Genomic DNA, 26,549 nt, shown 5'->3' with positions numbered 1-26,549 from the left:
ACACACCGATGCCGGGGCACATGCGCTAAGGCTCGCTCCCGACGACGCGAGGGCGCTCGAAGACCACCTCGCCACGTCCGGGCGGTGCGCCGGCGAACTAGTGGACCTCCGCGACGGGACCGGACGCGGCGTCCGGCGCCCCGGAATCCTGCTCGCCGTCGCCACCGCAGTCCCTCGCGGGCGGAGTCGTCATCGGGACGACCCGCCGCGACGGGGCCGACCCGAGGGGCTGGCGTCCGAGCCGACGGCATCGGAGACCTCCTGAGCATTCGCGTCTGACCTTCTGTCCCGTGCCGGCCTCACGGAAATTGCCGAGAAAGGCGTGAACTCGACCCCCTTGCCGGTCGTAGCTCTGGGCGAGTCGCTTGTTTCCGGACAAGGGGAGGCGCCCGATGACCCGCGAAGGGCCCGGGAGAATTTTTCGACGCATAAGGCAGTACTCCGTCGCCGCATTGGTCTTCGGTCTGGCCGTGGGCTGTTCTTCTGACGGCCGTTCGGACCCGCCCGCGGGTCCTCCCGCGGGCGCCCCCGCCGATCTCGGCGCACTGGCCTCCAAGATCGGCTGTGCGCAGATCACGGGAAAGCGCAATGTCAGGGACCTGCGCCAGGGGACCTGCAGAACACCACAGGGCCGCTACACGATGGTGACCTTCGGAACGGATCAGAACAGGGACGCCTGGCTGACCGAGGCCACGAAATGGGGCGGCGCCTATCTGATCGGCTCACGTTTCGTCGTGGTGGGAACGCCGCAGTCGCTGGGCCCCCTCAAGGAGAAGGTGGGCGGCGAACTGAAAATGGGTGACGCGCACCACTGACGGAGCCCGAGTATCGGCCACATCGAATTCAGGAGAACCAGAATGCGAATCAACCGTCTCACGGTGATCCTGCCCGCGGTGGCGGTCGCCACCGTTGCGGCAGGGCACGGTTCCGCATGGGCGCGGGGCCCGGCCCTCGATGCCGCGGTCGTCGGCGTCCACGATCATGACGATCGGGACGGCGGCCATCGAGGCGAGCCCGACGACCAGGAGAAGCGGGACCGCGACGAGGGTGAGCGCGGCGACGGGCGTGACGACCTCGGCCCGGACCGGAACGACTTCGTCGACATCCGGGACGTCCGCCCGGACTTCCGGCGGCCGAGGTTCCGCGACGGCGGCTCGAAAGGGACGTTCATCTCGCGGTGCGGCAGGAACGAGAACGAGCACTATAACTCCGACAATGTCATCGCCGCGCCCGGCGTGCGGAACGGTGCGCAGCATCTCCACGACTACGTCGGCAATGAGTCCACGGACGGCGACTCCGACGACGAGAGCCTTGAGAAGGCGGACACCACGTGCCGCAGCGGGGACAAGTCGACCTACTATTGGCCGGTTCTGCGCTTGCGAGGCGAACGGGACGACACCCCGCAAGCACGGCAGAGCAAGAAGGACGGCAACGTCGGAAAGCCGCTCACACCGTCCTCGGTGACCCTGCGGTTCTCCGGGAACGCACGGGACAGGATCCGGGAGATGCCGCGCTTCCTGCGAATGATCACCGGGGACGCCAAAGCGAAGTCGGACGGTGGCGACAAGGCGCGGGCCCAATGGACGTGCACCGGATTCGGCGACCGAAGGACCGACAAGTATCCGCTCTGCCCGCCCGGCAGCAGGGTGGCCCGCGTCCTGGACTTCCCGAGCTGCTGGGACGGTGAGAACACCGACAGCGCCGACCACCGTTCCCACGTCGTCTTCCCGAAGCGCGACGGCGAATGCGACGACGACTTCAAGCCGATACCGCACCTGGTGTTCGTGCTCACCTACGAGATACCGCAGAACCGGCTTTTCGCGCTGGACAGCTTCCCCAAGGAGAAGCACAGCCCGATCACCGATCACGGAGACTTCGTCAACGTGATGCCCGACGGTCTCATGCGCCGCGCCACCGACTGCATCAACGACGGTCAGGACTGCTCATAAGCGCGAGCGAGTCCGGCAGTACACCACACCTTGGGCACCGCCCGGGTCGATCCGATCCCGAGCGGTGCCCTGGAGGTCACGTCCAGCGGACTGCTGATGGGACGCGCTGACGGGTCAACTCCGGCGATACCCCAGCGTGTTCGCCGACGCGTCCTTCGAGCTTTGTCGGTGTCGGTGAGGTGATCGGGGCCGCTGGTGATCCAGCGTCGAACATCGTGGACGGACGGCGGTTTGGACGGCAGTTCAGGAGCATGAAGCCCCGCCTGCAGCGGCGCAACGTAGCGGCGGATGGTGCGGACGCTACCGCGATGGCCCTGCTCCCGGAGCACGTGGCAAAGCTCGGCGGGCGTTATCGGTCCACGCGTCCGGCGGCGGCCGCGTGCTCGGCCGCGCGGTCCAGCGCGTACCGGCCCGCCGCATTCCACCGGCGCGCGGCACCGGCCGCGTGGCATGTTCAGAGACTTGCGGCGGCGAGGCCGACGGCCGGGCAATGACACCGGACGGCAGTAATCGGTCCAAGAATTGTGACTCTCAGGCCGCGACGGCAGCCGCACCGGGCCCGGAGCTGGTGGTCATGGCAACGCTCCCCCAATGGTCAGGATCATCCTGCGTCCTTCGTCGGCGCCGTACCGGCCCGCGCCGCCCCCGCGCCCCGCTCCTGGTGCCGTCCCCGTGGCTGCCCGGTGGTGCGTCCGAGGCCGGCCAGGTTGGCTTGTTCGGGTGTGGGCGGGTGCCGTCGGTGGCCAGCCTGCCAGCACGAGCGGCCGGGTGCTGGGGAGCTGCGGGATTGAGTGACCGGGTGCGGCGGGCGTCGTGCGCGTTGATCGGCTCGTTCGCTGGCGGTGAGCAGGAGTCCGACGCCTGCAGGCCGATGAGGACCCGGCTCGGCCGACGACGTTGGTGCTGCTGGATGTGTGCCGGGCCGGGACCGCCGCCCGGCTGCCGCATCGGCTGACAGTCGAGCGGCGCCGCACGGTGATGCTGGGCGCCTCAGCCGCCACCCCACCGGCCGCCCGAAGGCCTCGACCCCGGCATCGGCGACCCGACCCTGGGCTTGAATCCGGTGCACTCTATCGACCGCGCGTACGCGCCCGGGCCGTTCCCGCGCATGTCCACCGGCCTGTTCCACGGCCGCGACAACATCCTTCGCGACCCATCGGCATGGCTGGACGGCACGCCCCCACCCACGCCTCCGCCCCTGGCTTCGCCGAGTTCACCAACCGCAAACTGCGCCGCTCAGCCCACCGCAGCGTGGCCGAACTGGAACGCGACGTCTGCGGCTGCGTCTACGAATGGAACAAGGTCCCGAAGCCGTTCGTACGGACCGAACCCGCCGACGAGATCCTCGAAACCCTCGCCGCATACTGCAATGAATCAACGATTCGGGATACCAGGGGAGCCGGGCCAGAACCAAGACGGTAGCAACGAGTCACCATCGGCAACGTTATGTGATCGCTCCGAGACGGAATGCCCCAGGTAAGAAACCACTCACAGAAGGGAACCTGATGCGCCCCGCATCCGTCCTCGTCGCGCTGACGCTGAGCACGACACTGGCAGGAAGCCTCACCGCCGTGACCGCGGCTCCCGCCGACGCCGCACAAGGCTACGTCCGCGTCTGGACCCCGGGCTCAGGCAAAGGCCACCGGGACTACGTCAACCCCGTGGGCTGCTACACCACCGGACGGCAGACGGTCCTCGGCAACAACACCGACCGCAGGATCGAGGTGTACGGCAACGGCGGCTGCCAGGGAAACGTCTACAGGTACGTCCAGGCCGGAGACCTCTTCGAGGAGTGGCCCTTCCGCAGCTTCTACGCTCCCCGATAGCCGCAACACGACAAGCCGCCCAAGAGGCCCACGCCCTCCGCCCGTCCTGGACAGCGGACCCGCAGGGGCGGTCTCGTCTTCGATCAGGCTCCTGTTCCTCACCTTGCCGACACCCGTTACCGGCCAGCGCGATCATCACCGGCTCGGCGCCGTCAGGCTCGGCCGTCGTTCGTTCCGGTGTGGTCTGTTCGGCGTGGTCCGGGTGCTCGTCCTGACCGCGCTCGGCGCGGCCCTTGATAGCTGTGGGGGAGGTCTCATTCAGCCGGTTCCTTGACCGGGTGGATTCCCGATCTCCCCCACCGGATACCCCGAGCTGCCGAGCCGGCACCGGAGAGGCCCCCCGAATGATCGCCCGGTTCGGCCTCTGGAGTGCCCGGTCCGGCGACGCTTCGGGGCGGCCGGTTCCCGGCAGTGGGGCCGCGGATCTGATGTCCGATTCTGGATGACGCGCCGATGCCGTCGCAGGAGATGGGCAAGGCGAGGCCGCCCGGGCGCATCTGACGGGCCGCTACGTCCGGGCCCGGACCGGCTATCCCAGGCCGCCGCCGCGCCGTCCTGATACCGACCTGACACCCGCAGCATGGGCGATCTCCCCCCGCTGGCCACGCGCGCCATTCCTCGCTGCCGTCGACGTTTTGGAGTCACAGAAGGAACCACAACCTAGAGGTTCAGGGTCCTTGGTCCTGCGGCCTGCTGTTAGGTCCACAGGACCAGGGGGAGGTCTTGATGGTCAGCAAGAGCGCCTAAGAGTTCATGCCGGGGCGGCGTTCTGCTTGGCGCGGGTTTGTGCTGGCCAGGACCTTGATTTCGCAGCGGAATCCAGGTCACGGCACTCACCGAGTATGCGACCAGCACACCTTTGATGGCGTTGCGGCCAGCCATTGGCTTCTGTTCGGGCTTGGGACCATCCGCTACAACAGAAGCACCGAGCAGCTGACCGCGATGGGAGGGCCGGTGTACGCGACTGTCCGTGACACCACGCTGTACTTCGATGTCGACGGCGCGGGCCTGGTCGACGACGACCGGCATGGGACGTGGGAGAAGCCCGTCCTGTTCGCACTGCACGGCGGCCCCGGTGGTGAGCACGCGGGCCTCAAACGCGCGCTGTCGCGCCTGGCCGACAAAGCACAGATCATCTACCTCGACCAAAGGGGCAGCGGCCGCTCAGCCCGCGGGCCCCGCAGCACCTACACCCTCGACAACAACGTCGAAGACCTCGAAGCCATGCGCCGTTATCTGGGCCTGGACAAGATCGGCATCCTGGGCGTCTCCTACGGCGGCATGGTCGCCCTCACCTACGCCACCCGTTACGGCCAGCATCTGTCCCATCTGATCCCCATCGTCACCGCCGCCAGCGGCCGCTTCATCCCCCGCGCCCAGGAGATCCTTGCCGAACGCGGCACCCCCCAGCAGCGCGCGGCCGCCGAACCCCTGTGGACCGGCGCCTTCACCAGCGACGACCAGCTCCGCGACTACTTCGAGACCCTCGGCCCGCTCTATTCCCTCACCTACGACCTCGACAAAGCCCGCAAGCACCCGCGCATCCGCAACCACCAAGCCCTCAACGAAGGCTTCGGAGGCTTCCTGCCCGACTACGACGTCACCGACCGGCTCCCCGAGATCACCGCGCCCACCCTGGTCATCGGCGGCCTCCACGACTGGATATGCCCCCCGGAATTCTCCGCCGAGATCGCCGCAGCCATTCCAGGCGCCGACCTGCGCATCCTCGAACGCAGCGGCCACGGCGTCCTGTCCGACGAACCAGAAGCCTGCACCGACATCATCCGCGGCTTCCTCACCTACACCCGCCAGAACAGCGCGCGCCATACGGGCACGATGACCGGCCCATAGCGGCGGCTACGCTGCCCGGCCTGGCCCAAGCACCAGCAGGGACACGACTTCGCCATAGCTCACCGGACATTCGGATAGAGAGGCCAGCTCGACGCAGACACGGGCCGCCGTTCGTACCACAACTATGCGACCCCGCCCCGGCTCGGAGGACCAACAGCCGTCTTTATTCTCTGACGGTGATCGGCTGCGCTTGGCTCCCTACACGGCGGGTCCGAGCTGACGGCGATCGGCCCACTGCTACCCTCTGGCGGCCAGTTCGGCTTTCCAAGCGATGCCGGGGTCTGCGGTGCTGCGGCCAGTGAATGCCCAGGCGAGGCGGTCGATGTCGGCAGGAGCGATGTGGGTTGAGGAGTGGAACCGGGACAGCCAGTACGCCACCTGGCGGGGTGGTGGTCGGCTTTGAGCGCCCAGGGGATGCGCAAGGCTAGGTCCACCCGGGCGGCTCCACGCGAAATGGAGGCCCAGTGCACGTCTCCATCGACCATGACCGCCCCGTCCGTATCACGGGGATGACGCGCGACCTCCTCCCCCGGGCTCATCCCCTGCCAAGGGTCCCCGGGGCTTCGGGCGGTGGGGTGCGGCCGCAGGCGGTGCAGAACGAGGCGGACGCCGGGGAGCGGCGGCCGCACTTGCATTCCCAGGGGGCCGTCCGCGACGGGACGTCCGCCGGGGTGGGCTCGCCGCGGCCCCTGGTGGTGTGGGTGACGGCGATCTTGACCACGTTGATGTCGTGGGGGCGGATGCCGGATCTGATCCGCACCACTCCCGTCCGGGGATCGAGGATCTCGACGAACCGCTCCAGCTCGGCGAGGAGGTCCTTGCCGCCGGTCTGCCAGGCCAGCCGGACGGCGCGGCCCCAGGCGTCCCCCGCTGCCGGGTGGTCGCCGTCCTCGTAGGCGCGGATTCCCAGGTCGACGGCCTGGCTCATGTTCTCGTGGGCCGTGTAGTAGGTGGAGACGGGGTCCATGTGGGTCAGCGCGTCCGGTTCGTCGCCCCATTCGACCACCACGGCCGCGGGGGCGGCCTGGGGCCGGGCGTCCACCACGGCGTCGATCCGCGCCACGCGCAGGTCCTCGTAGAGGGGCGCGTCGGCGCTGCTCACCTGGAAGGTCAGCTGGTAGTCGCGGACCTCCTCGCCCCAGGGGCCGGTAGGGACCTCCACGGTCCGGTCGCCGGTCCGCTCGACGCGGTCGGTCAGGTCGGAGGTCGTGGGATGCACCTGGCGGACGCCGAGCAAGGTGGCGGGGGGCGTGGTGGTGACCCGCAGGCGCAGCTCGGCAACGGTCCGGCGCATGGCGGCCCGGGTCGTCCGCTCGAAGTAGGCCGCCAGATCGGCGTCCGGCGAGACGGCGGTCGCGGATCCCTGCCGCGCGGAGACGATCTTCAGAAGCTGGTCGGCGTCCCAGCCCTCGCCGATGCCCAGGGCGTCGCAGACGAAGCCGCTCTCGCAGCCGGCGAGCGCCTGCTCCAGATGGCCCGGCGGCGCGTTGTCGCAGCCGTCGGTCAGCAGGAGGACGTGCTGGATGGCCGACGGGTCGGCGCGGAGGAGCTCGTCGGCCTTCCGCAGCCACGATCCGATGTGGGTGTTGCCGTAGGCGACGGAGCGGGCGACCGCGGCCTTGGCCTCCGCCCGGGACGCGGGTGAGGCGACCGCCAGGACGGAGGTCTCCGGGTAGATCACGGTGGCCTCCTCGGTGCCCTCGATCACCGCGAAGCACACCCCGTCCCGCAGGACGTCGATGGCCGCCGCGGTCGCCCTCCGGGCCTCCTTGATCTTCTGGCCGCGGCGGCCGGGGGTGAGGCGCGCGCCCATCGACGAGGAACAGTCGATGATCAGGATCTCGGACCAGCGGGACGTGCCGGCGTCCGGCGCGGCCGCGGCCGACACCTCCAGCACCGCGTGCAGCTCGGTGGCGGCCGTGAACAGTTGCGGGTCCTGGCGGACCTCCAGGCCGAACCTGTGCGGGGCCGTCACAGCCAGCTCCACGGCCGCACGGCGTTGGCGGCGTCCAGCAGGGCGCTTCTGGCGCGATGGTCGCCGGCCTGCCCGGCGAGGTTCTTGAGCGATGTCTCCAACCGTCCCCGCACCTCTTTCTCGGTCGATGTGTCATCGGCGGGCCCGAGCCGGTCCAGCCGCAGCGAGAAGATGGCGGCCCGCAGCCGCTCGCGGGCCCGGCCCTCCGGTTCGCCTCCGTCCAGGACCAGACCGGGCAGCCGCCGCTCCGCCTCGTCGAGGTCGGCCACGCCGGGCGGCGCCGACGGCAGTGGTTCGAGGTGGACGCGCAGCGCGGCGATCCTGGCCGCGTCGTAGTGCCGCGACACCTTCGGCACCTGGTCGAGGACGGCCGCCGCTCCCGCCCGGTCGCGGCGCAGCATCCGGAGCCGGGCCAGGCCGAAGGCGGCGTTGACCTGCGAGCGGTCGCGCCGCCAGACGGCCTCGTAGAGCCGCTCCGCCTCGTCGGGCTCGCCGAGCAGTTCGGCGCAGTGACCGAGCGCCAGCTTCGGCGCGCTCTCACCGGGGAGGTCGCCGTGGACGGCGTCGAACCGCCCGCCCGCCTCGGTGACGCGGGCGAGGACGGGTCTCCCGTCGCCGCCGTCGCGCCCGGCGCGGGCGAGCGCCAGCAGCCCGTGGTGCCAGACCGTCCGCCAGTCGCGGCCACCGGTGATCCGCTCAGCGCCGCGGAGCGAGGCCGCCGCCGCGTCCAGGTCGGCCCGCAGCAGATGGGCACGGCAGCGGTGGAACTCCGCGGCCGCGGACCCGTTCCCCACGTCGGCCAATTGGCCGAGCACGCCGTGCGGGTCCTCGGCGATCGCGGTGGACAGCAGATCGTGCAGGGGATCGTCCGGGGGGACGCGCGGCACCGGCAGGCTGGCGGCGCGGTCGGCCGGGGACGGCGCCAGGACCGCCGGGACCGCCGGGACCGCCGGGCGCTCCGGCGCGGTCGGCCGGGGCCTCACCGGGGGCTCCGTCGGGGGCACGGCGCCGAGCCCGCCGTCGAGCAGGACGGCGCTCGGCTCGAACAGCGCGGACGGCGTGGCGTGCTGCCGGCCCGTCTTCAGCGCGAGCTCCTCCTCCAGCACTCCCAGCAGCTGCCCGGCCATCTCGGCGGCGGAGGCGAACCGGCGGGTGCGGTTCGGATTCGTGGCACGCCCGATCAGCCGGTCGAGGGAGGACGCTCCCGTCCGGGCACCGGGGCGGGACGCCGCGAGCAGGTCCCGCAGGGTCTTCCCGACGGCGTAGAGATCGGACTGGACCGACAGCCCCTCGGCCTGCTCCCGTTTGCCGACCATGTATCCGGCGGTGCCGACGAGCCCGCCGTCAGGGTCGCCGATCCGGCACACCGCCCCCATGTCGACGAGCTTGACGCCGTTCTGGGTGAGGACGACGTTGTCCGGCTTCATGTCGCAGTACAGCAGCCCGCGCCCATGCAGGTACTCCAGGGCCAGCAGGATCTCGTAGCCGTAGCCGATCACGTGCTCGACGGCGAGCGGCTCCCCGTCCGAGCCGCGCGCGGCGTTGATGACCTCACGCAGCGACCGCCCGTTGAGATACTCCATGATGAGGTATCCCCGCCGGTCTCCGGCCTCCTCGCTGTCGTGGGTGACGAAGTTGAAGATGCGGACGATGTTGGGATGGTCGAGCGTGGTGAGGTAGCGGCGTTCGTTGATGCCGAGGGCGATGGCGATCGGGTCGTTCGGCTCGATCAGGGCCTTGACCGCGACGAGGTTGCCGTCCAGATGCCGGTCCCTGGCCACATAGATCCAGCCCTGCCCGCCGTGGGCGATGGGCCCTACGATCGTGTACTGGTCGCCCAGAACGTCGCCGCGGGTGAGCCTGGGCCGGAAGTCGTAGGAAACGCCGCAGTTCGGGCAGAAGCCCATGAGCAGCGCGGGCTGCCCCGCGTAGGCGACGCTGACTCGTTCCCCGCACGTGTGCTTGCGGGTGATGCTCAGCGAGCCCGGATCGGTGATGACCCGCTCGTCGGGGTCGTCGCTCGACAGGACGGGCAGTACGACCAGGCCCGCGGCGACGCGCAGCTCCGCGCTGCCGCCCGCGGAGTCGGCCGCCCGCGCCGCCGACGGGGCCGATCCCTCCGCCCGTGGTTCCGGGCGGCGGCCCCGAAACGCGCCGGGGTACAGCGGGCGGCGCCCGCAGGTGTCGCAGAAGCCGGTCTCGTCGATGGCGCCCGCACACGCGGGACGATCACAGTGGGTCATGGGACGGCTCCCTCGGCAGTGCGCGCAGATAGCGGTCCACCGCGGCGGCGGCGGCCGGGAGGTCGCACGGGCCGCGGGCGAGCATCCCGTGCGCCCTCCGGTAGAGGGCGGCCAGCCCGGGTTCCGGCTCCGCCGGCCTCGTGGCGTGCCGGTACGCGGCGAGCAGGCCACGGAGCCGGTCACGCTCGGACAGCAGCTCGTCCAGGTGCCGGTGGGTCCGCACCGCCTCGCCCAGCAGCCGTTCGGCCTGCGACTCACAGTCCTCCAGCTCGGCCAGCACGTCGCCTCCGGCGGCGGCCTCGGCGCGGACGGCGCTGACCCGTAACCGCAGCTTCCTCGCGCCCGCCGGGATGGCGGGGACGGGCGCGACGCGGGCGGCGACGTACTGGTGCCGTTCCCGGGCCGCGTGCTCGGCGGCCGTGACCTCGGCGAGGCGGTCCCGCAGCGCCGTCAGCCGCCGTTCCGCCGGGAAGCCCAGCATGCCGCGCAGCTCCTCGGAGTCGCGGCGCAGGCAGACGACGACGCGGTTGTCCCGCTCGGCCAGCGGTTTGATCACCTCGTCGGCCACCGCCGCCGGATCCGCGGCGTCGTCGAGACCGTCGATCATCAGGGCGGCGTCCGACACCGGCGCGGGGCCGAGCTCGGCCTCGATGCGCCGAGACACCTGCCCGGCCGACATGCCGGAGACGTCCAGCGCGAGCGCGGCGTCGGAGCCGCCGCCGGTGTCCGGGACACGGGCGGAGTGGCCGGAGGACTCGAAGATCCGGCTCAGCGACGCGGAGTCGGCCGAGCCGTCCTCGCCGGTCACCACGATCTTGATGCCGCCCGGCCCGCCGCCCCGGAGGAACAGCACCACCTTCCACGCCGCGCTCACCTCGGCGGGCGGGGCGGGCAGCACGTGGCCCGCCACCCGCGGCAGATGACGGACGATCGTGTGCACCGGGATCATCCAGGCGAGTCCCGCGTCGGCGCCGCGCCAGCGGCCGACGACGATGCCCACGACCGTCCCGGACATCTCGTCGACGACCGCCGACCCGGAGAAGCCCCGGTCGACGCGCCCGTCCGGGGTGTCGAGCTGGATCCACTCGCGGCCGGGGCCGCCGGAGCCGCTGAGCGTCCCGCCGATCCACACGCCGTCGTCGAGGCGGAGCGGATATCCCCTGGTGTACACCTCGCGCCTCCAGAGCGGCAGCTCGCACAGCGGCGCCCCGGAGCCGTCCGGGGCCGGCTCGGCGAGGTCGAGCAGCGCGAGGTCGCCCTGCCCGGCTTCGTCCGGCGGCACCCAGCAGCCGGCGGCCACCCGCGCGCGCCCGGCGGGCACTCCGGGCAGGCCGAGGAAGTCGACGCCGAGCTCCTGCCCGGGAAATCGATCGCCGGCGCCGGCCGAAATCACATGGGCACAGGTCAGCACCTGCTCCGACCCCAGCAGCACCCCCGCCCCGACGACCGTTGCCCCATTCCGGATTCGTACCCACCAGGGCTCGTGACCTTTGCCCAGCAACATTAGAAGATCCTACGCGTCCGCTGCGATTCGCGACAGATGCCACGCTATCAATCAGTATGTATCGTGATTGATGGGAGGCAAGGCCCGGAGAACCTTTCCCGGGGAATCAGCCCGCGGGGCCAGAACCATCCCTTATCAAAATTATCGGACCATGCTGCCCGTTGTAGGTACGTTCCCGACCAAACCGGGCGCTCAACTAGGGAATTCGATCGACTGGGAGGCGTGGTGGGACGACGGCTGCACGCGGCCCTGCGGGGAGCGGCGACACCGCTCGCCCTGGGCGTACTGAGCGCCTGCGGGTGCGGCGGATCCACGGACGAGGCCCCCGTGACCCTGCGGCTGGCGGCCTACTCCACTCCCAGGGGCGCGTACGAAAAGATAATTTCGGAGTACCAGAAAAGGGTGAAGGTCAGGTTCGAGACGTCCTACGGGGCGTCCGGCGACCAGAGCGCCGCGGTGGAGTCGGGCGAGCGGAGAGCCGATATCGTGGCGTTCTCCCTTGAACCCGATATCACCCGGCTGGTACGGGCCCGGCTGGTCCCCGAAGATTGGCGCTCGGACGCGTACGGGGGCCACGGCGGGATGGTGACCAATTCGGTGGTGGTCATCGCCACCAGAAAGGGAAACCCGCGCAAGCTGCACACCTGGCGTGACCTACTCCGGCCAGGAATAGAAGTGATCACCCCCAACGCCTTCGTGTCCGGCGGCGCCCGGTGGAACGTGCTGGCCGGATACGGCGCGGAGTCGGACCGCGGCAAGGACAAGGCCGCGGGCCGCGCCTATCTCCGCGCGCTGTTCGCGCATGTGCCCGTGCAGGACTCCAGCGCGCGCGGCGCGCTCCAGACCTTCAACTCCGGCTGGGGGGACGCGCTCCTGGCGTACGAGAACGAGGTGTCCGGCCTGGCGGCGCCGCTGGAGACGCAGATGCCGGAAGCCACGATCCTGATCGAGAATCCGGTGGCGGTGACGCTGGACAGCGAGCATCCACGGGAGGCCAAGGCGTTCCTGACGTTCCTGCGCACCCCGGCCGCGCAGAGGATCTTCGCCGAGAACGGGTACCGGCCGGTGCTGCCCGGGATCGCGGACCCGCGGCGGTTCCCCGTCCCCCGGCGGCTGTTCACCATCAAGGACCTGGGCGGCTGGGAGAAGCTCGACGGGGAGTTCTTCGATCCCGAGCGCGGCCTGGTCGCCGACATCCAGGAACGGTCATGAGCGGGCCCGGTCAGAGTGCCCGGCGCGTGCTCGGCTCGACCCGCGCCGAACTGACGGCCTGGACGCTGCTGCTCGCGCTGGCGCTCGCGGCGACGGCCGCCGCCGGGCTGCTCGCCGACCGCGCCGTCCGGGCGGGCGGCCGGGACCGCACGTCCGACGCCGCCGAGATGAGCGGGCACGCCCAGGTGATCCACCGGTCGCTGGCCGAGGCCGGGACCGCGGCGACGGGCGGCTTCCTGGCCGGGCCGCGATCCGCGCAGCGGACGGTGCTGGAGCAGCAGTACCGCGACGCGGTCAGCGAGACGCGGACGCGGCTGGCCGCCTCGGCGGCGCTGGCCGGCGGCGACCCGGGGCGGGCGCGGAGCGTCGCGCGCATCGCCCTCATGCTCCCCCGGTACACCGCGCTGGTCGCCAAGGCCGAGGACCTGAACCGGTACGCCGGCACCGACCCGAAACGGGCGCTGCTCGGCGCGGCGTATCTGCGGGAGTCGACCGCGTATCTGCGCACCGCCCTGCTACCGGCGACGCTGCAACTGTGGCAGGAGGAGATCGAGCGGCTGTCGCGGGCCCGCGGCGACGCGCGCTCGGCGATCGGCCTGCTGTCCGTGCTCGTGCTCGGCTCGCTGGCCGCGCTCGGCTGGGCACAGCGCCGCCTGTGGCTGCGCTTCCGCCGGGTGTTCAACCTCGGCCTGGTGGGCGCGACGGTGCTGCTGGCCGGCGCGGGACTCTGGCTGATGGTGGCGCTGAGGGACTGGCCCTGCACGGACGAGCGCCTCGGCACGGTCGGCCGGCTGCTGGCCGGCCAGCGGGCACGGGTGGAGACCGAGCGCCGGTCGCTGGACGCCCGCGCCGACGACTACCTGCGGCTCGGCGGCAACGGCAACGACGCCGGCGCGGAGACCCTGCGGACGCGGTTCCGGACCAAGGCCGGATGCGACCGGCCCGACCGGTGGGTCCCGGCCGCCACCGCCGGCGTGATCAGGACCTGGTGCACCGCCTACGACGAGGAGATCGACGTGCGGGAACGTCAGGGACAGCACGAGGAGGCCGTCGCCGCCGCGCTGCCCGGCGGCCGGGTGGCGGTCGCCTATCAGGCCGTCGACGCCGACCTCACCCGCCTCATCGGCGACGGCGAGACCGGCGTCCGGGACGAGGTCGGGGCGATCCCCCGCGCCCCCGGCGGGGTCGGTGAGACGGTCGGCGGCGCGTGCCTGGCGGGCGCGCTGCTCACGGCGGCCGGAGTCTGGACCCGGATCAGGGACTACCTGTGATCGGGGACGTGATGCCGCGGGTACGCGGAGCCGCCGCCGGACTGGCGGCCGTCCTGATCCTCGCGGCGTGCGGCTCCGGCTACCAGCGGCCCCGGGTGGCCGTCCCCGTCCCGGACGGGGTGCGCAGCCCCGCGCCGCGGGCCTCCCCGGAGCCGTCCGGCTGCGAGCCGCGCAACAGCCTCGCCGCCGCCACGTCGCCGCCCCCGCGCCTCACCGGCGGGAGCCGGAAGATCAGGGCGGGGGTGGACCAGACGATGACCCGGATGGCCTACCGCGACCCGGCGACCGGCGAGTTCCGCGGGTTCGACGTGGATCTTGTCCTGGAGGTCGCCAAGGAGATGTTCCCCGGCCGCGACCCCCGGGACACGGTGGTGTTCGTGGCGATCACCCCGGCGGAGCGGCAGGAGCGGCTGCGGGACGGAACCGTGGACATCGTCGCCGACTCGATGACCGCCACCTGCGGGCGCGCCGCGCGGATGGCCTACTCCACCGACTACCTCGACTCCGGGCAGACCGTGCTGCTGCCCGGGAACTCGCCGCACCGGCGGATCGGGGACCTCGCCGGCAGGCCGGTCTGCGCACCGGCCGACACCACCGCCCCGGAGAACCTGCGGAAACGCCCGGAAGGGCTCCTCCCCGTCACCGCGCGGAACCCGGCCGACTGCCTGGTCATGCTGCAGCAGGGCCAGGTCGCCGCGATCTCGGCCGCCCACAACGTCCTGCTCGGCTTGCAGGACCTCGATCCGGCCACCCGGTTCCTGCCGGTCCCGCCGCCGCGGCCGCGGGACGACCCGTCCTGCCTCCGGCACCGGCTGCCGGCGGCCGGCTGCACGTGGTTCAGCGACGAGCCGCACGCCCTCGCGTTCCGCCGGGAGGACACCGAGTTCGTGAAGTTCGTCAACCACGTCCTGGAGAAGATCCGGGGCAACGGCCGCTGGCGGGAGATCCACGACCGGTGGCTGCTGGACCATCCCGACCAGGGCCCGCCGCCCGCGCGGTACGGCCCGAACCCGACCTGGCCCCCCGGCCGGTGAATCCCTTTCTCGGAGGAGAGACCATGACCGAACTGCTGCGGTTCGAGACCACCGGCGGAGGCGAGGTCGCCGTCGAGGTGGGCGAGCTCGAACCCGGGGTCGAGCGGGTCGCCCGGGGCGGGCAGGAGGCGCTCCGCCGCCGTTTCCAGGAGGCCCTGGCCGGCGTCCGCGAGGCCGCCGCCGACGCGCTCGACGCCTTCCGCTCCGACCGGCTCGGCCCGGACCAGATCGAGTTGGAGTTCGGCGTCCGGCTCAACGCCGAGGCGGGCGCGGTGATCGCCAAGACGTCCACCGACGGCCACCTGACGGTCAAGCTCACCTGGTCGTCCACCCCGCCGCAGGATTCACCGCGCTGACCGCCCGGTGCCGCGGGCGGCCGGGCTCATCGCCGGGTGCGACTTCCCGCGCTTCCACACCTTGGTCGACGTGGGCGGGGGTGGCGCTACGGGATTCGTCAAGCTGCTCGGACGGGTGGTTCGCGTGTGGGCTGGTGCAGCGCGAACGGTGATCCGGGCCGTCCGGGCCGGTCGTGGTATCCGGAGGTGGAGACGTTCAGTACTCGCCAGGCCACCGCGACCGGGATCGAGTCGGCGGCGAGCTCTCTTGCCAGCAAGGAGCTTGTCGCCTTGCCGCGCCAATTCGATGGCGCGGCGGCGGAATTCGGGCGGAAACGCAACCGGCATCAGCCCCGGTCAAGTGACGTCGAGTACGGCCTTGCCGCGGATCCGGCGCTGCAGAAGTGCCTCCGCCGCCTCGGCCACCCGGTCCCACGGGCCGCGCCAGCCGATCTGCGGGTCGAGCCGCCCCTGGTCCAGCAACTGCAGGAGATAAGCGAGGTCCGGGCCGAACGCCCAGTCGAGCCGGTAGGCCTCGATGCGCAGCCTGCTGCCCAGATGCCGGATGGCCTCGAAGTCGATCATGGTCGACCCACCGGACGCGTGCCCGATGGACTGGACGATGCCGCCGTCGGCCAGCAGCCCGTACGCCTGGGCCAGCAGGGCGCCGCCGACGTTCTCCAGGACTCCGGCGACCGGCTCGGTCACGTTGTCGAGCCCGACGACGACCTCGGCGGCGCCCAGCTCGGCCAACCCGGCTCCGCGTTCCGGGCTGCCCACGGCGGCGACGACATGAGCCCCCGCCAAGGCGCCGAGCTGGACCGCGTACCGGCCGACACCGCCGGACGCGCCGGTGACCAGAATCCGCCGCCCGATGACCGGGCCGAGACCGCGCAACGCCTGGAGGGCGGAGACCCCGGCCACCGGCAGCGCACTGGCGACGCCGAGGTCGACGGTGTCAGGCACCGTCACCAGCTTGGCGGTGTCCACCGCGCGCAGCTGCGCCCAGGCGCCGGCCGGGCCCCAGGTGACAACACGCCTTCCGACCTCGGGACCCGAGCCGTCCGCCGCCGCCTCGACGACGACGCCCGCCGCGTCCCAGCCTGAGACGCCACCCGGCTCGGTGCGCCGGGACAGGTCGGCGACCTCGCCGAAGTTCAACGACACCGCGCGGACCTCGACCACCGTCTGCGCTCGCTCCGGCCGCGGGTCGGCGACCTCGCCGACCCGAAGGCCCTGCGGTGCGTCCGGGTCGTAGATCAAGGCGCGCATCGGGGACCTCCGTGATCGTTCATCAAGGGCACGCCACGATCTCATGATCGCCGTCTCCAGGGTTGGCCTATGGCAGCAGATCCACGATGCCGCCAAAGCGCGTCGGCCGGACGGCTGCCGATCAAATTGATCCGTGCTGGTCACAGCCCCGCCGCAGCTCCTCGCGCGTGGGCGGCTGAGAGCCGAACGTGAGGGGCGTCAGGGGCCGACCGACGCACATGCGGCGCGCGGCCTCGCCACCTGCCACGAGACCCCGAACGGCGCCGACACCAACGCCTCGCACGCCTTGGGCCGCGAGCTGGAGGTCTCCAGGCACTCGGCCCGCCCGTGCTCGGTGATCCATGCACATTTTGTAATGAGCCACGCAGCGGGTCATCGCCCACCGTAGCTTCATCTCGAAGAGTTGCCAGTCGATTACGGACGGTTAGAGGGGCGGAGTACTCGGATGAGACCGATCGGGGACGGGTGGGGTGGGTCGGAGCACATGCTCGCCGAACTCGACGAGACCGGAGCCGACCAGGAGCACCTGCGCCTGCGAGAGCGGTTCGATGAGGCGTTGGTGGCCGAGCGAGAACCGCAGGCCGTTGTGCTGGCCGCAGCGGACTGGTGGCAGGCGGCAGGTATCGGGATTCCGGTGTCCCTGCTTCACCAGCAGGCTGCCCGCCGGATGTCCACATTGGCCCCAGGGTGTTCGTTGACGCCAAGGGGCTTCGAAGCCGGACTTGCGTGGGCGACCGCTCCTCCAGCGCTGCTCGTCGCAGACGATGCGGGGCGCTACGAACTCGCCGACGGCATACCGCTCTCGTTGTTGCCGCGACATGAGAGCTTGGTGAGTGAAACAGGCAGGCCGGTGACGCCGATGGCGGCTGTCGCCCTGGCGGCCAGGGCGCTGAGCGACCTCCGTGGGGACCGCGAGGTCGCACGGTCGGCGTTGTCCTACGCCATCGACGGCGACGATGCCGACGCGGCGGCGCTGGCCCGGTGGCATCTGCTCGAGGCCGACCTGGACGATGGCGATCGCGGTGCGGCGCGGGCCGGGTTCGAGCGGATCGTCCAAGAGGGCCATTTCGCGATCGCGCCGCGGGCGATGTTCGCTCTGGCCAGATTGGACTTCGATGCCAGGCATCCGGCGGCCGAGGAGCTGTTGCAGCGGGCGATCGACTGCCGTCACCGCCTGGTGACGTCTCCCGCCGCACGCCTTCTCAGGGATCTGCGGCTACGGCACGACGATGAAGCCGGGGCGATCACCGCTGGCCGGATCGTTTTCGACTGCCAGGATCCCCTCTTGGCGGCCTTCGATGGGCGCGTCCTGGCGGCTCTGCTGGTCCGGTCAGGAGAGGACACCGCGGCTGAGCAGGTGCTCCGTCAGGTCATCGACCTGGAAGACCTGTTCGAGTCCGGGCGCGCGGCCGCCGATTTGGCACGGATCCTCATCGAACGCGGTGAATACGCCGAAGCCGAGCGGGAGTTGACCGAGGCGCTCACATGGGATGTCTTGCATCGTGCAGACCTTCAGATCGCCCTGGCCGGGGCCCATCTTGCTCAAGGGGACCTCACCGCCGCCGAGGAACTGATCGACAAGGCAAAGGCGTCTGACCTGCCGCCCAGTTCGCAGGAGCTGGCACGGATGGGGGTGATGCAAGCCCATATGGCCCTGGCCCGTGAAGACGATCAGACCGCAGCGGATATTTACACCGATCTCCTCGGCCACCCGGACCGCGTGACCCGTCAGACCGCGCACGAACTCGTCCTGCAGGCCGGTACCCTTCTGGCGCGCGGCGGCCCCTGCGCGATCCCGGGGCTCGCGCCGCCGCTACGCCACTTGATGGTCGAGGCCGACACGCCGGTGCGGGAGTGGGCCGCCTATGGCGTAGGCCGTATCGCCGAGTCCGAAGGCAACACGCGATTGTCCGGCCAGGCCTATCGGATCGCGGCCTGCGGCGCCAATCCCGACTATGCCGTACGCGCCGCACGCAAACTCGCCGCGGCCGATCTCACCGAACATGACCAAGCCCTGAATTCCCTGCTGCAGATCCTCGAGGGCGACGCCGCAGACGCTGTCGCCGGCGCCATCGTTCCCGCTGGCACGCTGATCAGGCACAGCCGACACCTCGGCTTCCGCCGCCGGGCCAGACTGGTTCTGCGTGTTCACGAGGCGTGCCTGCGCCACATCGAGGCGGGCGACCCGTATGCCGCCCATATCGCCTTCGCTCTGGGAACCCTGCATTTCGAAGTGCTGGGCCGTCCCCGCAAGGCGATCGAACCATGGGAGATCGCAGCCGATTCCGATGACGCAGACATCAAAGCAGCCGCGGCCTTCAATCTCGGCCTTGCCCACGCGCACGTGTCGCAATCCATCTCGGCCGTACAGGCATTCCAAACCGCGATCGCGACTGGGCACTTCGAGTTCGCACCCAAAGCCACATACGCGCTCGGACAACTCGCCGAAGAGCTCCACGACCTTCCCGCTGCCACCGACGCCTACCTGCAAGCGCTGACGACCGAACACCCCGAGGTCGCTCCTCGCGCGGCCTTCCAGCTCGCCTGCCTTGTCCGCCGAGACCAGCCTGACGATGCGGAATCCGCCCTCCAGCAGATCATCAATGCCCCAGAGGCGCCAGCGGACATCACCGGCGCCGCCTACGCCCAGCTCGGCCGAATTTACGCCGAGAACGGCAACCGCAAACTCGCGCGCCGGTTCTGGCACAAGGGAAAGAGGCACGCCGACCACGCGACAGCCGCCGCCTTTGCTGCAGAACGAAAGAAGATCGGCCGGGTAACCAGACGACCTCGCTGAACTCGCATCCCGCATCCCGCATCCCGCATCCCGCAGCAGCCAGCGCACCTTCATTTGGAGACTGCTCAAGTAGAGGCTGTCCCGTAATGGTGGAGGCGTGGGACGACCGGGCGTGCCGCAGTGACGTGTCGTCTCAAGCCGGGGCAGCCGGTCATCGCCAGGTTGTGCATAAGGGCGATGCCGCGGGTGGCTTGGTGGACGCCGTCGCGTTTGCGGCGGCGGTTGCGGAGGACGTTCCACCACGTCATGTGTGCGAAGGTGTGCTCGACGCGGGCACGCACCCGTTGGTGGACGGTGCTGGGATCGTGCTGGCGGGCGGGCGGCCCGCTGCCGCCCCGGGGCCGCCGGCAGGGCATGACCTGCTGGTTCGCCTGGCAGCCGCCGTCGGCTCGGCCATCGCGTGCGCACCCCGGCACGCGGTTCCGGCACTTGGATCGCAGAAGGCGGTGCAGTCGTTGTGGCCGCCCGGGACCGGACGTCCGGCCGCGGCCACCAGTCGGGCGCCGACGTCAATGACGGCCTGCATGTTCACCGGGTACCGGTGGTTCTTGGACGAGGCGGTGACCGTGCGGTCGTGGATGGGAACCGGTGTCCCGTCCACGGGCGGCACGGCTGGCGGCCGTGCCGACGAGTGACCGGGGCGGGTGCGGGCAGCGGCGCCGGGTGGTCGACGAGACGGTGCGCGGCGGGCTTGGACACCCCGGGCAGCGGTAGGCCCGCCGCAGTGTGAGCGCAGTGGAGGTTGGTGCGGTAGGACACCGCGATGAGAGGAACCCGGTCGGCCGGCGCGGGCTCCAGCGCCGTCCGGCGCGGGTCTGGTCCCCGTCCCGGCCTGTAACGATCCGCACCGGGCGGTGGAGACAGCCGCACCGGCAGGCCGGTGAAACACCGGCACCCACTCGTCCCGGTCGTCCCGAATCACCCGCCCGACACCAAGACCAGGCGATCTTGATCGCCTAGCGTACGGGACAGTCTTGAGCGGTCCCCGCGTCCGCGATGGGCTGCGAAGCCCTCGGCCGACGATGCAGTGCCAGGTGAGGGACCGGACTGCCTGCTCGCCGCGGATGGTCACCGGGGAGTAGTCGGTTGTGACTCGATTGCTAGATGAGACAGGGCCGTGAGTACTGTGCCGCTGCCCTCCTCAACCTCTCCAGCACCAGACCGGTCTCTTCTCGATGAAGTCGATCTGGGCCGTCCGGCGCTCGATGCGCCAGAAGCCGCCCTCCCGCCGGTAAGCGTCGCTGTAACGGACATGCCAGGCGAAGTCGGTGGGCTCTTCCGACTCGTCTTCGCTGAGATGGTGCGCGACGCAGGCGACGTGACCGGTCGCCGTCGCGTTCTCTCGTCCCGGATCGAACACCTGGCCCACGATCTCGTGCATCGTGCGTGGGAATCTCTCCAGGGATCGGAGCGCCTTGGCGATCTCCTCTCTTCCCTTGAAGGAATGGACGGGTTCGAGCTGCTCCGGCGGGTCCGGCAGGACTAGCACCGCATCGTCGGTGAAGAGACCCACGAGACCGGTGTACCTGACATGGTCGGCATAGAGCGCGTACCTGGCGACGAGGTCGGTGAGCGCGATCCGGTCGCGCGGATCGAGCACCCTCATGAGAGCCTCAGGCGTTCAGCGCCGATCGCGGCGAGTCTCACCGACGACCAAAGAACCTCGGCGTACCACGACGCGAAAAGCCCACGATCCAACGACATGTCCGGAGCATACAGGGGCCCTGGGACCCGCTCTTCGACCCACGAGCGTGGGTACGGCGCTCATTCAGAACGCCGATCGGCCGAGTTCCCTGCATGCTCGGGCAGCAACTCGTCGGCATCAGGATGCGGATGGCTGTTGCAGCCCTGAGGACACATCTCGTGCGGGCTGAACGGTGAGTAAGCGCGTCTGATTCGCTCCGATTTCGACGCCGTACGAGCAGGGAGCTCCCATGCCAGCTGATCAAGTGGTCCTACTACGGGCTAAACCATTCTTACTGTCGTCCGGGTGGGTCGTATCCCCGGTGAAGGTCCGCCGAACCTTCGGAGCTGGGCATACTTCCTAGCCTCGGTGTTGGGACGCTCAGTGGGTGTTGTGTGGACGTCCCCCAGCTCTCCTCAGATGGCAGTGGTACGCGTGCAGTTGCGTGCTCGTGCCGAGTGGGGATTCCGCGCGGACGTTGGTGCCCGCTGCGGACGTCGCCGGAGCACGGGCCGGAAGCAAGCCGACCGTCACTTCTGTTTCGTCGCTCCCCACCCACCCAGACAGGAAAGTGGCTGGAAATCTGGTGCTCCTATGAATGAGGGGCGGGGACCGTGCCGCGGCAGCGCCAGGAAGGTAAGCCGCGCCTCGACTTCGCATTCCATGAAGCCGGGAACGACGTCCGTGATGGCCTGGATCGTGGCAATACATCGGCACCTTGGGCGGCCGGGGCCGGAGACTAGTCCGACGGCCGGTGGGTAGGGAAGGCAGGTGTCATCCTTGATCGTGAATGCCCAGGTGTGGCGTGGGCTCATCGTCGCCGCGATCGTCCTCGGTGTGTCCGCGGGGTGTGACCGGGCCGGTGACGACGATGACGTGCGCACGGCTGTGCAGAACTTCGAGTCTTCGGTTCGAGAACATGACGGCGCGGCCGCCTGCAGGGCCTTGTCGCCGAAGGCAGCCGAGAGCCTGGAGTCCGGTGGGAAGGACTGCGCGGCACAGATCACGGATCTGGGTCTGCGTCCGGGCGGCATCGCGGCGGTCCAGGTGTGGGGTGAACGGGCGCAGGCGAGGCTGAGCGACCAGACCGTTTTCCTGGTGCGTTTTCCCGACGGGTGGAAAATCGCCGCCGCCGGATGCCAACGCGAGCCCGAAGGACCCTACGACTGCGAGGTGCAGGCCTGATGCGCACCGTCTTCACGGTCACTCTGCTGATCATCGTGGGTGGGTTGCTGTACATCACGATCATCGGACTGATGGGGCGGTGAGCGGAATGCGCGGGTTCGTCCGGGACAACTCCCTCAGCCTCTTCTTCCTGGGCATCCTGCTGCTGGCCCTCGCGGGGCAGGCGTTGTCGGGATGGCACGAGTACAACAACGAGGCACTCGCCCAGTCCGGTGCCGAGATCTCGCTGGCAAGGTACCTGTCGTCTTCGCAGTTCGGCGTCGACGTCGCGGAGAACTGGCAGTCGGAGTATCTGCAGTTCTTCCTCTATATCTTTGTGACCGTGTGGCTGGTCCAGCGCGGTTCACCCGAGTCCAAGACCGTCGGCAAGGAGGGCGAGGAGTCCGACCGGGCCCAGCACGTCGGTCGCCATGCCACCGACGCCGCGCCCCACTGGGCCCGGGCCGGCGGACTGCGCGGCGTGGTCTTCGCCCGATCACTGGGCATGGTGATGGGCCTGATCTTCCTGGCGTGCTGGCTGGCCCAATCAATCACCGGACGGGTCGCCTACAACGCCGAACAACTCGCCGACTACCAAGATCCGGTCTCGTGGACCGGCTATGTGACCTCGGCTGACTTCTGGAACCGGACCCTCCAGAACTGGCAGTCCGAATTCCTGGCCGTCGCCTCCATGATCGCCCTCAGCATCTACCTGCGCCAGCGCGGCTCGCCCGAGTCCAAACCGGTCGGCACCTCCCACGACGCCACCGGAATCGAAGGCTGAGCAAGTCAGGCCGGCCGCAGATCAGAGTCTTTCTGCGGCGGCTGCGGTGCCTTGCGGGGGTGCGGGTCCGACGCCGCCGGACCGCACACACGTGGCGTATCCCGGTGCCGCGAGGGCGGTGCCCTCGGGGCGCGCTCGTGCTTGTGGGCCAAAGGCTCCGATCGCGTGGCTACCTCACCAACCTGATGCTGCGGCGGGTCGCGTTGCTGCCCGGGGTGTCCAGGTCAGCCGGGCGTGCAGATTGTCGGAACCACGGTTGGCCTTTGCGCCCGCGCCGCCGGGTCGCCAATCGGCATATCGGCGGGTGATTGTTCTGGCCTGTGCAGCTAAGGACGCGGTGGGCGAGGCTTCTCGCAGTGATTGATCCGTTGGGATGCGCGCCCTTTCGAGCTGGTTCCTCCGCCGTTTGTTGGAATGCAGCGATCGGTGGTGGAAGGCGTCCCCGGCCGTCCCGGGGTGGGCGTCCAGGTACAGGACGACCGGGGACGAATCGGGGCTCAGGCCGTGCCGTACCGGAGGGTGAAGGCGCCTGAGCCGTCATAGGCGTGGACCCGCCACCGGTAGGTGCCGGGGGCGCCTTCGAAGGTGAGGGTCTCGTTGGGTTCGGGGTCGGTGGAGCCGGCGACCGTCGTCCAGGTGCTGCCGTCCTTCTTCTCCAGGTAGAGGTCGAAGTCGACGCCGTCGAAAGCGTCGAGGCAGGCGGAAAGCGGGCCGGAGGCAGTGGTGGTGAAGCCGCCGTCGGGTTCGTGGGCGCTGGAGCCCGATGTGACGTTGCCGGACGCCTTCGTCTGGTTGCCGTCGCAGGCGCCGTCCGCGTCCGAGCGGTGCCCGTTCGCGGTGACGAGCTTGCGGCCGCCGTCGCGGGCGATGAGCTGCAGGACCTCGTCGACGGGCTGGAAGAAGACCTCGTCGCCTTCGCCCTGCCCGTCCTTGCAGGAGCCGGAGCCGCCGGACGTGATGCCCTGGGCCTGGCCGCCGGTCTGCGTGATGAGGGCGCCGCCGGAGTCGCCCGGGTCGGCGCAGATGTCGGTGCGGATCAGCCCGCTGACCGTCCCTTGCTCGTACTTGACGGAGGCATTGCGTTCCTGGATCTTCCCGCACCAGAGCTTCGTGTTGGTGGTTCCGCCGGAGCGGCAGACTGCGGCGCCGATGGGGGCTTCGGTGGCGCCTTGGACGGTCTCGTAGGAGCCGTCCCAGCGCGTGAGCTTCGGGGTGGGGGTCCACTGGGCGTTGGTGTCGATCCACGCGTAGTCGTCACCGGGGAAGGAGGAGCCCTTGAACGTTCCCTGGTCCACCTGGTTCGAGCCGCGTGTCTTCTCTCCGACGCCGCCGCAGTGCCCGGCGCTGATGAATCCGCCCGTCACGGAGAACGCGATCGAGCAGCCGTACTTCGACGTCCAGTAGCGTTCGCCGCCGACGAGGTCGTGCAGAGGGCGGGGCCTCGCCGTCGACCGGACGATCGTCACGGTGCCGGCGTCCACTCCGCTCGCCGTGGCGAACCGCTTCGCCGCGGCCGCGGAGGACGCCTTGATGACGACCGTGTTGCGCTGGACGTCGACATACCACGAGGTCACCGGCTTGGGAGCGGATGCGGAGTGCTGGTTCAGCTTCGTCTGGACGGCGTCGAGGGTGCGTTCGGCGTACCGCACGACCTTGGGCCGCGCACCGGCCTTCTTGATGGTGGCGACGGCGGACGCGTCGGTGGTCGCGACGACGAGGTTCGCGCCGTCGGTGACCCAGGCGCCGCCGAACGTGCCGCCGAGGGTCGTCCGCATCTGCTTCTGGAGGCGTGCGGCGTGCATGACGGCCGGATCGGGAGCGAAGGGAGCGGCCTGCGGATGTTGGACGGGCGACCGGGTCTGGCTCGCGAGTGCCGGTGCGGTCAGAGCAGCGACGAGACCGGTTCCGGCGGTGATGCCCAACAACACATGTTTTCGGGCCATGTCATTCTCCTGGGGGGCGGGGTGGGAGCGGTTGTCGAGAGGCGTTCACGGTCATGTGCATCAATGGGGCCGCGTCGCGGGACGCCAACCCGTTGTTCGACCGCGAAGGGCGTTCCGAAGAGGGGAAACGAATAGCCACGTCGTGCAAGCGACCTGCGCGTCCTGGTCGCGGAGAAGCCCACTGAATGGCGCATGCGGTCGTGTCCACCGCCAGGCTGGTCGCGGTTCTGACACCGGCCGCAGTGGGAGCGCGCTGCGGGGGGCACATCGGATCTCCTTGTCATGGTGGCCGTTTCCGTCGGGCCACCGGGCGGGAACGTGGGAGCTACGGCGCCGCTTTCACATTCAGCAGCTTCGGTCCCCTTGCACGATCCGGGGTACCGAGCGCTTGCGACGTACGTGACGTGTCCGGTGCTCTCGATCGTCCGGGCCCGTCTCGTCAGGCCATGGTCCATTGCGCGACCGCATGATTGGTAATTCCAACCGGTCATAGCCTCGGCGACCTGGAACCCGGGGTCGGGCAAGTGCACGATGCTGCACCTGATCGGCACGCTGCGCTGGGCAACGTCGCCGACGGCCTGCTACACCGGCGCCGCCAGGCGGAAGCGCGAGCGGCGCGCCGAGGCCCCGCTCTCCGGGCCGCGCCGTCCTCGACCGGGAGCTGTCGGAACTCGGCACCACCATGCTGCGTGTCACCCGGCAGCACGGCGTTCGGCGAGCGGCCACGCTGCCCGACGAGTCGGCCGCGATGATCAGCGGATCGGCCCGGTGCGGTCGGCGACCGCGACCGGTGTGCTCAACGGAACGTACGCCCATCGCAACGAGCGGATCCCGGCGGTGCGGTCCAGCGGCCTGTGATCGCGACGGTCGGCGCCACCCTCGACCGTGGCGCCTGGCTCAACGCGGCGACCGAGCGGTATCCGGCGGTGGTGCTCGGCGCGGCGGTCGGCGGTGTCGGCGCGACGGTGGTGGGCCTGCGACTGCCTGGGGATCGCTGGTGCCATCGACGGTGGCGGCCGAGGCGACGCGGCTGGGGCCGGGTGGCCGGTCGTCCTGCCGGGTTCTGGCCGATCCGGCCGCGCCGGTGCTCCGGGGGGCCTTATCGGACGTGGTCGGGCACCGTCCGTCTTGATTTTCGGTTAACCGTCATCAGGCGCAACTCCTTGATCAGAAGTTGCCTCGGAAACCGTGCAGTCCCAACAGTTGTTTGCCAATCATCGTTTGGGTCACAAGGCCATAATTGTCTTATCGACATTCGGCATGCCCAAAATCAGGTGATGAGATAGTGGACAACTCAGTAAACCCTGGGTAAAGATTCTCAGTCTGGCACGATCCGGCCAACATTGATGAAACTTCCCGGAATCATTATGTAAAATGCTTGCGTAGTCGCCCCCTTTCTTGAAGGTGGGCGCCCAAGGGGTCTGGTGGGACTGGCGGACGCGCCAGGACGTCCACCGGCACTGATCAAGTATTCAACGGCCGGTAGGGCTGGCGTGACAGGGTTTCGGGGGCGAAGACAATGCCGATTCAGGCTGCTCGAACTGGTGTGTGCGGAGGAAACTCCAAGCCGCATCGGTGGTATCGGCCCGACCAGTCCGACGAACAGGTCGCCTCCCCCGCCCATGCGCGGTCGGCCTGTCCGCATCTCCAGCGATCCGAAAATCCCTCTTGGCTGGGCTGAACATGGATCGACGGGACGTTTCTG

General features: G+C 70.1%; 19 protein-coding genes. 12 read left to right on the top strand and 7 right to left on the bottom strand.

Annotated elements, in window-relative coordinates:
• Positions 1 to 392 precede the first annotated feature (392 nt).
• The 4 genes from AGRA3207_RS36445 to AGRA3207_RS36430 all read left to right on the top strand — a co-directional run bounded on the left by AGRA3207_RS36445 (position 393) and on the right by AGRA3207_RS36430 (position 5,626).
• On the top strand, positions 393 to 815 hold the full coding sequence (locus AGRA3207_RS36445) for a hypothetical protein (protein ID WP_231331879.1): 423 nt from the start codon (positions 393 to 395) through the stop codon (positions 813 to 815).
• A gap of 42 nt (positions 816 to 857) precedes the next feature.
• Positions 858 to 1,949, top strand: coding sequence for a DUF1996 domain-containing protein (locus AGRA3207_RS36440; protein ID WP_231331878.1), 1,092 nt, complete (start codon positions 858 to 860; stop codon positions 1,947 to 1,949).
• A 1,505-nt stretch (positions 1,950 to 3,454) separates the two neighbouring features.
• Positions 3,455 to 3,775 carry a hypothetical protein gene (locus AGRA3207_RS36435; protein WP_231331877.1) on the top strand — a complete coding sequence of 107 codons (321 nt, stop codon included), beginning with the start codon at positions 3,455 to 3,457 and terminating at the stop codon, positions 3,773 to 3,775.
• A 954-nt stretch (positions 3,776 to 4,729) separates the two neighbouring features.
• Positions 4,730 to 5,626: an alpha/beta fold hydrolase gene (locus AGRA3207_RS36430; RefSeq protein ID WP_231331876.1), complete on the top strand. Its 897-nt coding sequence runs from the start codon at positions 4,730 to 4,732 to the stop codon at positions 5,624 to 5,626.
• A 535-nt stretch (positions 5,627 to 6,161) separates the two neighbouring features.
• Here AGRA3207_RS36430 and AGRA3207_RS36425 read toward each other — a convergent pair.
• The 3 genes from AGRA3207_RS36425 to AGRA3207_RS36415 are packed head-to-tail and all read right to left on the bottom strand — an operon-like array spanning position 6,162 to position 11,276.
• Complete coding sequence (locus AGRA3207_RS36425) at positions 6,162 to 7,601, bottom strand: VWA domain-containing protein (protein ID WP_231331875.1); 1,440 nt, start codon at positions 7,599 to 7,601, stop codon at positions 6,162 to 6,164.
• A complete protein-coding gene (locus AGRA3207_RS36420; RefSeq protein WP_231331874.1) occupies positions 7,598 to 9,844 on the bottom strand; it encodes a serine/threonine-protein kinase in 2,247 nt (748 codons plus the stop codon). Before AGRA3207_RS36420 ends, AGRA3207_RS36425 begins: the two co-directional genes overlap by 4 nt.
• On the bottom strand, positions 9,831 to 11,276 hold the full coding sequence (locus AGRA3207_RS36415) for a S1 family peptidase (protein WP_231331873.1): 1,446 nt from the start codon (positions 11,274 to 11,276) through the stop codon (positions 9,831 to 9,833). Before AGRA3207_RS36415 ends, AGRA3207_RS36420 begins: the two co-directional genes overlap by 14 nt.
• A 294-nt stretch (positions 11,277 to 11,570) precedes the next feature.
• Here AGRA3207_RS36415 and AGRA3207_RS36410 point away from each other — a divergent pair, with 294 nt between their 5' ends.
• From AGRA3207_RS36410 to AGRA3207_RS36395, 4 genes are read left to right on the top strand one after another with little or no spacing between them, the layout of a single operon-like run.
• Positions 11,571 to 12,560, top strand: coding sequence for an extracellular solute-binding protein (locus tag AGRA3207_RS36410; protein WP_231331872.1), 990 nt, complete (start codon positions 11,571 to 11,573; stop codon positions 12,558 to 12,560).
• Positions 12,557 to 13,831: a hypothetical protein gene (locus AGRA3207_RS36405; RefSeq protein ID WP_231331870.1), complete on the top strand. Its 1,275-nt coding sequence runs from the start codon at positions 12,557 to 12,559 to the stop codon at positions 13,829 to 13,831. The genes AGRA3207_RS36410 and AGRA3207_RS36405 overlap by 4 nt, the downstream gene beginning before the upstream one ends.
• Positions 13,828 to 14,865, top strand: a complete 1,038-nt coding sequence (locus tag AGRA3207_RS36400) for a transporter substrate-binding domain-containing protein (RefSeq protein ID WP_231331869.1) — start codon at positions 13,828 to 13,830, stop codon at positions 14,863 to 14,865. The genes AGRA3207_RS36405 and AGRA3207_RS36400 overlap by 4 nt, the downstream gene beginning before the upstream one ends.
• Before the next feature lie 23 nt (positions 14,866 to 14,888).
• Positions 14,889 to 15,221 (top strand): CU044_2847 family protein, encoded by a 333-nt coding sequence (locus tag AGRA3207_RS36395; RefSeq protein ID WP_231331867.1) that lies wholly within the window; start codon positions 14,889 to 14,891, stop codon positions 15,219 to 15,221.
• A gap of 336 nt (positions 15,222 to 15,557) precedes the next feature.
• Here the strand turns inward: AGRA3207_RS36395 and AGRA3207_RS36390 are convergent, their stop codons facing one another.
• Positions 15,558 to 16,472: a zinc-binding dehydrogenase gene (locus AGRA3207_RS36390; RefSeq protein ID WP_231331866.1), complete on the bottom strand. Its 915-nt coding sequence runs from the start codon at positions 16,470 to 16,472 to the stop codon at positions 15,558 to 15,560.
• A gap of 484 nt (positions 16,473 to 16,956) precedes the next feature.
• On the opposite strand from AGRA3207_RS36390, the gene AGRA3207_RS36385 reads away from it, so the two are divergent.
• On the top strand, positions 16,957 to 19,269 hold the full coding sequence (locus tag AGRA3207_RS36385; RefSeq protein ID WP_231331865.1) for a tetratricopeptide repeat protein: 2,313 nt from the start codon (positions 16,957 to 16,959) through the stop codon (positions 19,267 to 19,269).
• A 65-nt stretch (positions 19,270 to 19,334) separates the two neighbouring features.
• Here the strand turns inward: AGRA3207_RS36385 and AGRA3207_RS40405 are convergent, their stop codons facing one another.
• Entirely contained in the window at positions 19,335 to 19,517 is a 183-nt protein-coding gene (locus tag AGRA3207_RS40405; protein WP_420830836.1) for a hypothetical protein, read from the bottom strand.
• Between AGRA3207_RS40405 and AGRA3207_RS36380 the strand changes: the two genes are divergently transcribed.
• The gene (locus AGRA3207_RS36380) at positions 19,464 to 19,904 is read left to right on the top strand and encodes a hypothetical protein (protein ID WP_231331864.1); all 441 of its coding nucleotides are present in this window, start codon (positions 19,464 to 19,466) and stop codon (positions 19,902 to 19,904) included. The two genes, AGRA3207_RS40405 and AGRA3207_RS36380, sit on opposite strands and share 54 nt — an antisense overlap.
• Before the next feature lie 506 nt (positions 19,905 to 20,410).
• Here AGRA3207_RS36380 and AGRA3207_RS36375 read toward each other — a convergent pair.
• A complete protein-coding gene (locus AGRA3207_RS36375) occupies positions 20,411 to 20,875 on the bottom strand; it encodes a nuclear transport factor 2 family protein (RefSeq protein ID WP_231331863.1) in 465 nt (154 codons plus the stop codon).
• Positions 20,876 to 21,733: 858 nt separating this feature from the next.
• Between AGRA3207_RS36375 and AGRA3207_RS36370 the strand changes: the two genes are divergently transcribed.
• Both AGRA3207_RS36370 and AGRA3207_RS36365 read left to right on the top strand, forming a co-directional pair.
• Positions 21,734 to 22,138, top strand: a complete 405-nt coding sequence (locus tag AGRA3207_RS36370) for a hypothetical protein (RefSeq protein ID WP_231331862.1) — start codon at positions 21,734 to 21,736, stop codon at positions 22,136 to 22,138.
• An 88-nt stretch (positions 22,139 to 22,226) separates the two neighbouring features.
• Positions 22,227 to 22,901 carry a DUF6766 family protein gene (locus AGRA3207_RS36365; protein WP_231336503.1) on the top strand — a complete coding sequence of 225 codons (675 nt, stop codon included), beginning with the start codon at positions 22,227 to 22,229 and terminating at the stop codon, positions 22,899 to 22,901.
• A 497-nt stretch (positions 22,902 to 23,398) separates the two neighbouring features.
• Here the strand turns inward: AGRA3207_RS36365 and AGRA3207_RS36360 are convergent, their stop codons facing one another.
• Positions 23,399 to 24,844, bottom strand: a complete 1,446-nt coding sequence (locus tag AGRA3207_RS36360) for a S1 family peptidase (protein ID WP_231331861.1) — start codon at positions 24,842 to 24,844, stop codon at positions 23,399 to 23,401.
• Positions 24,845 to 26,549 lie beyond the last annotated feature (1,705 nt).

The organism is Actinomadura graeca (assembly GCF_019175365.1).
Taxonomy (GTDB): domain Bacteria; phylum Actinomycetota; class Actinomycetes; order Streptosporangiales; family Streptosporangiaceae; genus Spirillospora; species Spirillospora graeca.
Note: the sequence above shows the minus strand (reverse complement) of the source record. Positions and strands in the feature narration are given on the sequence as shown.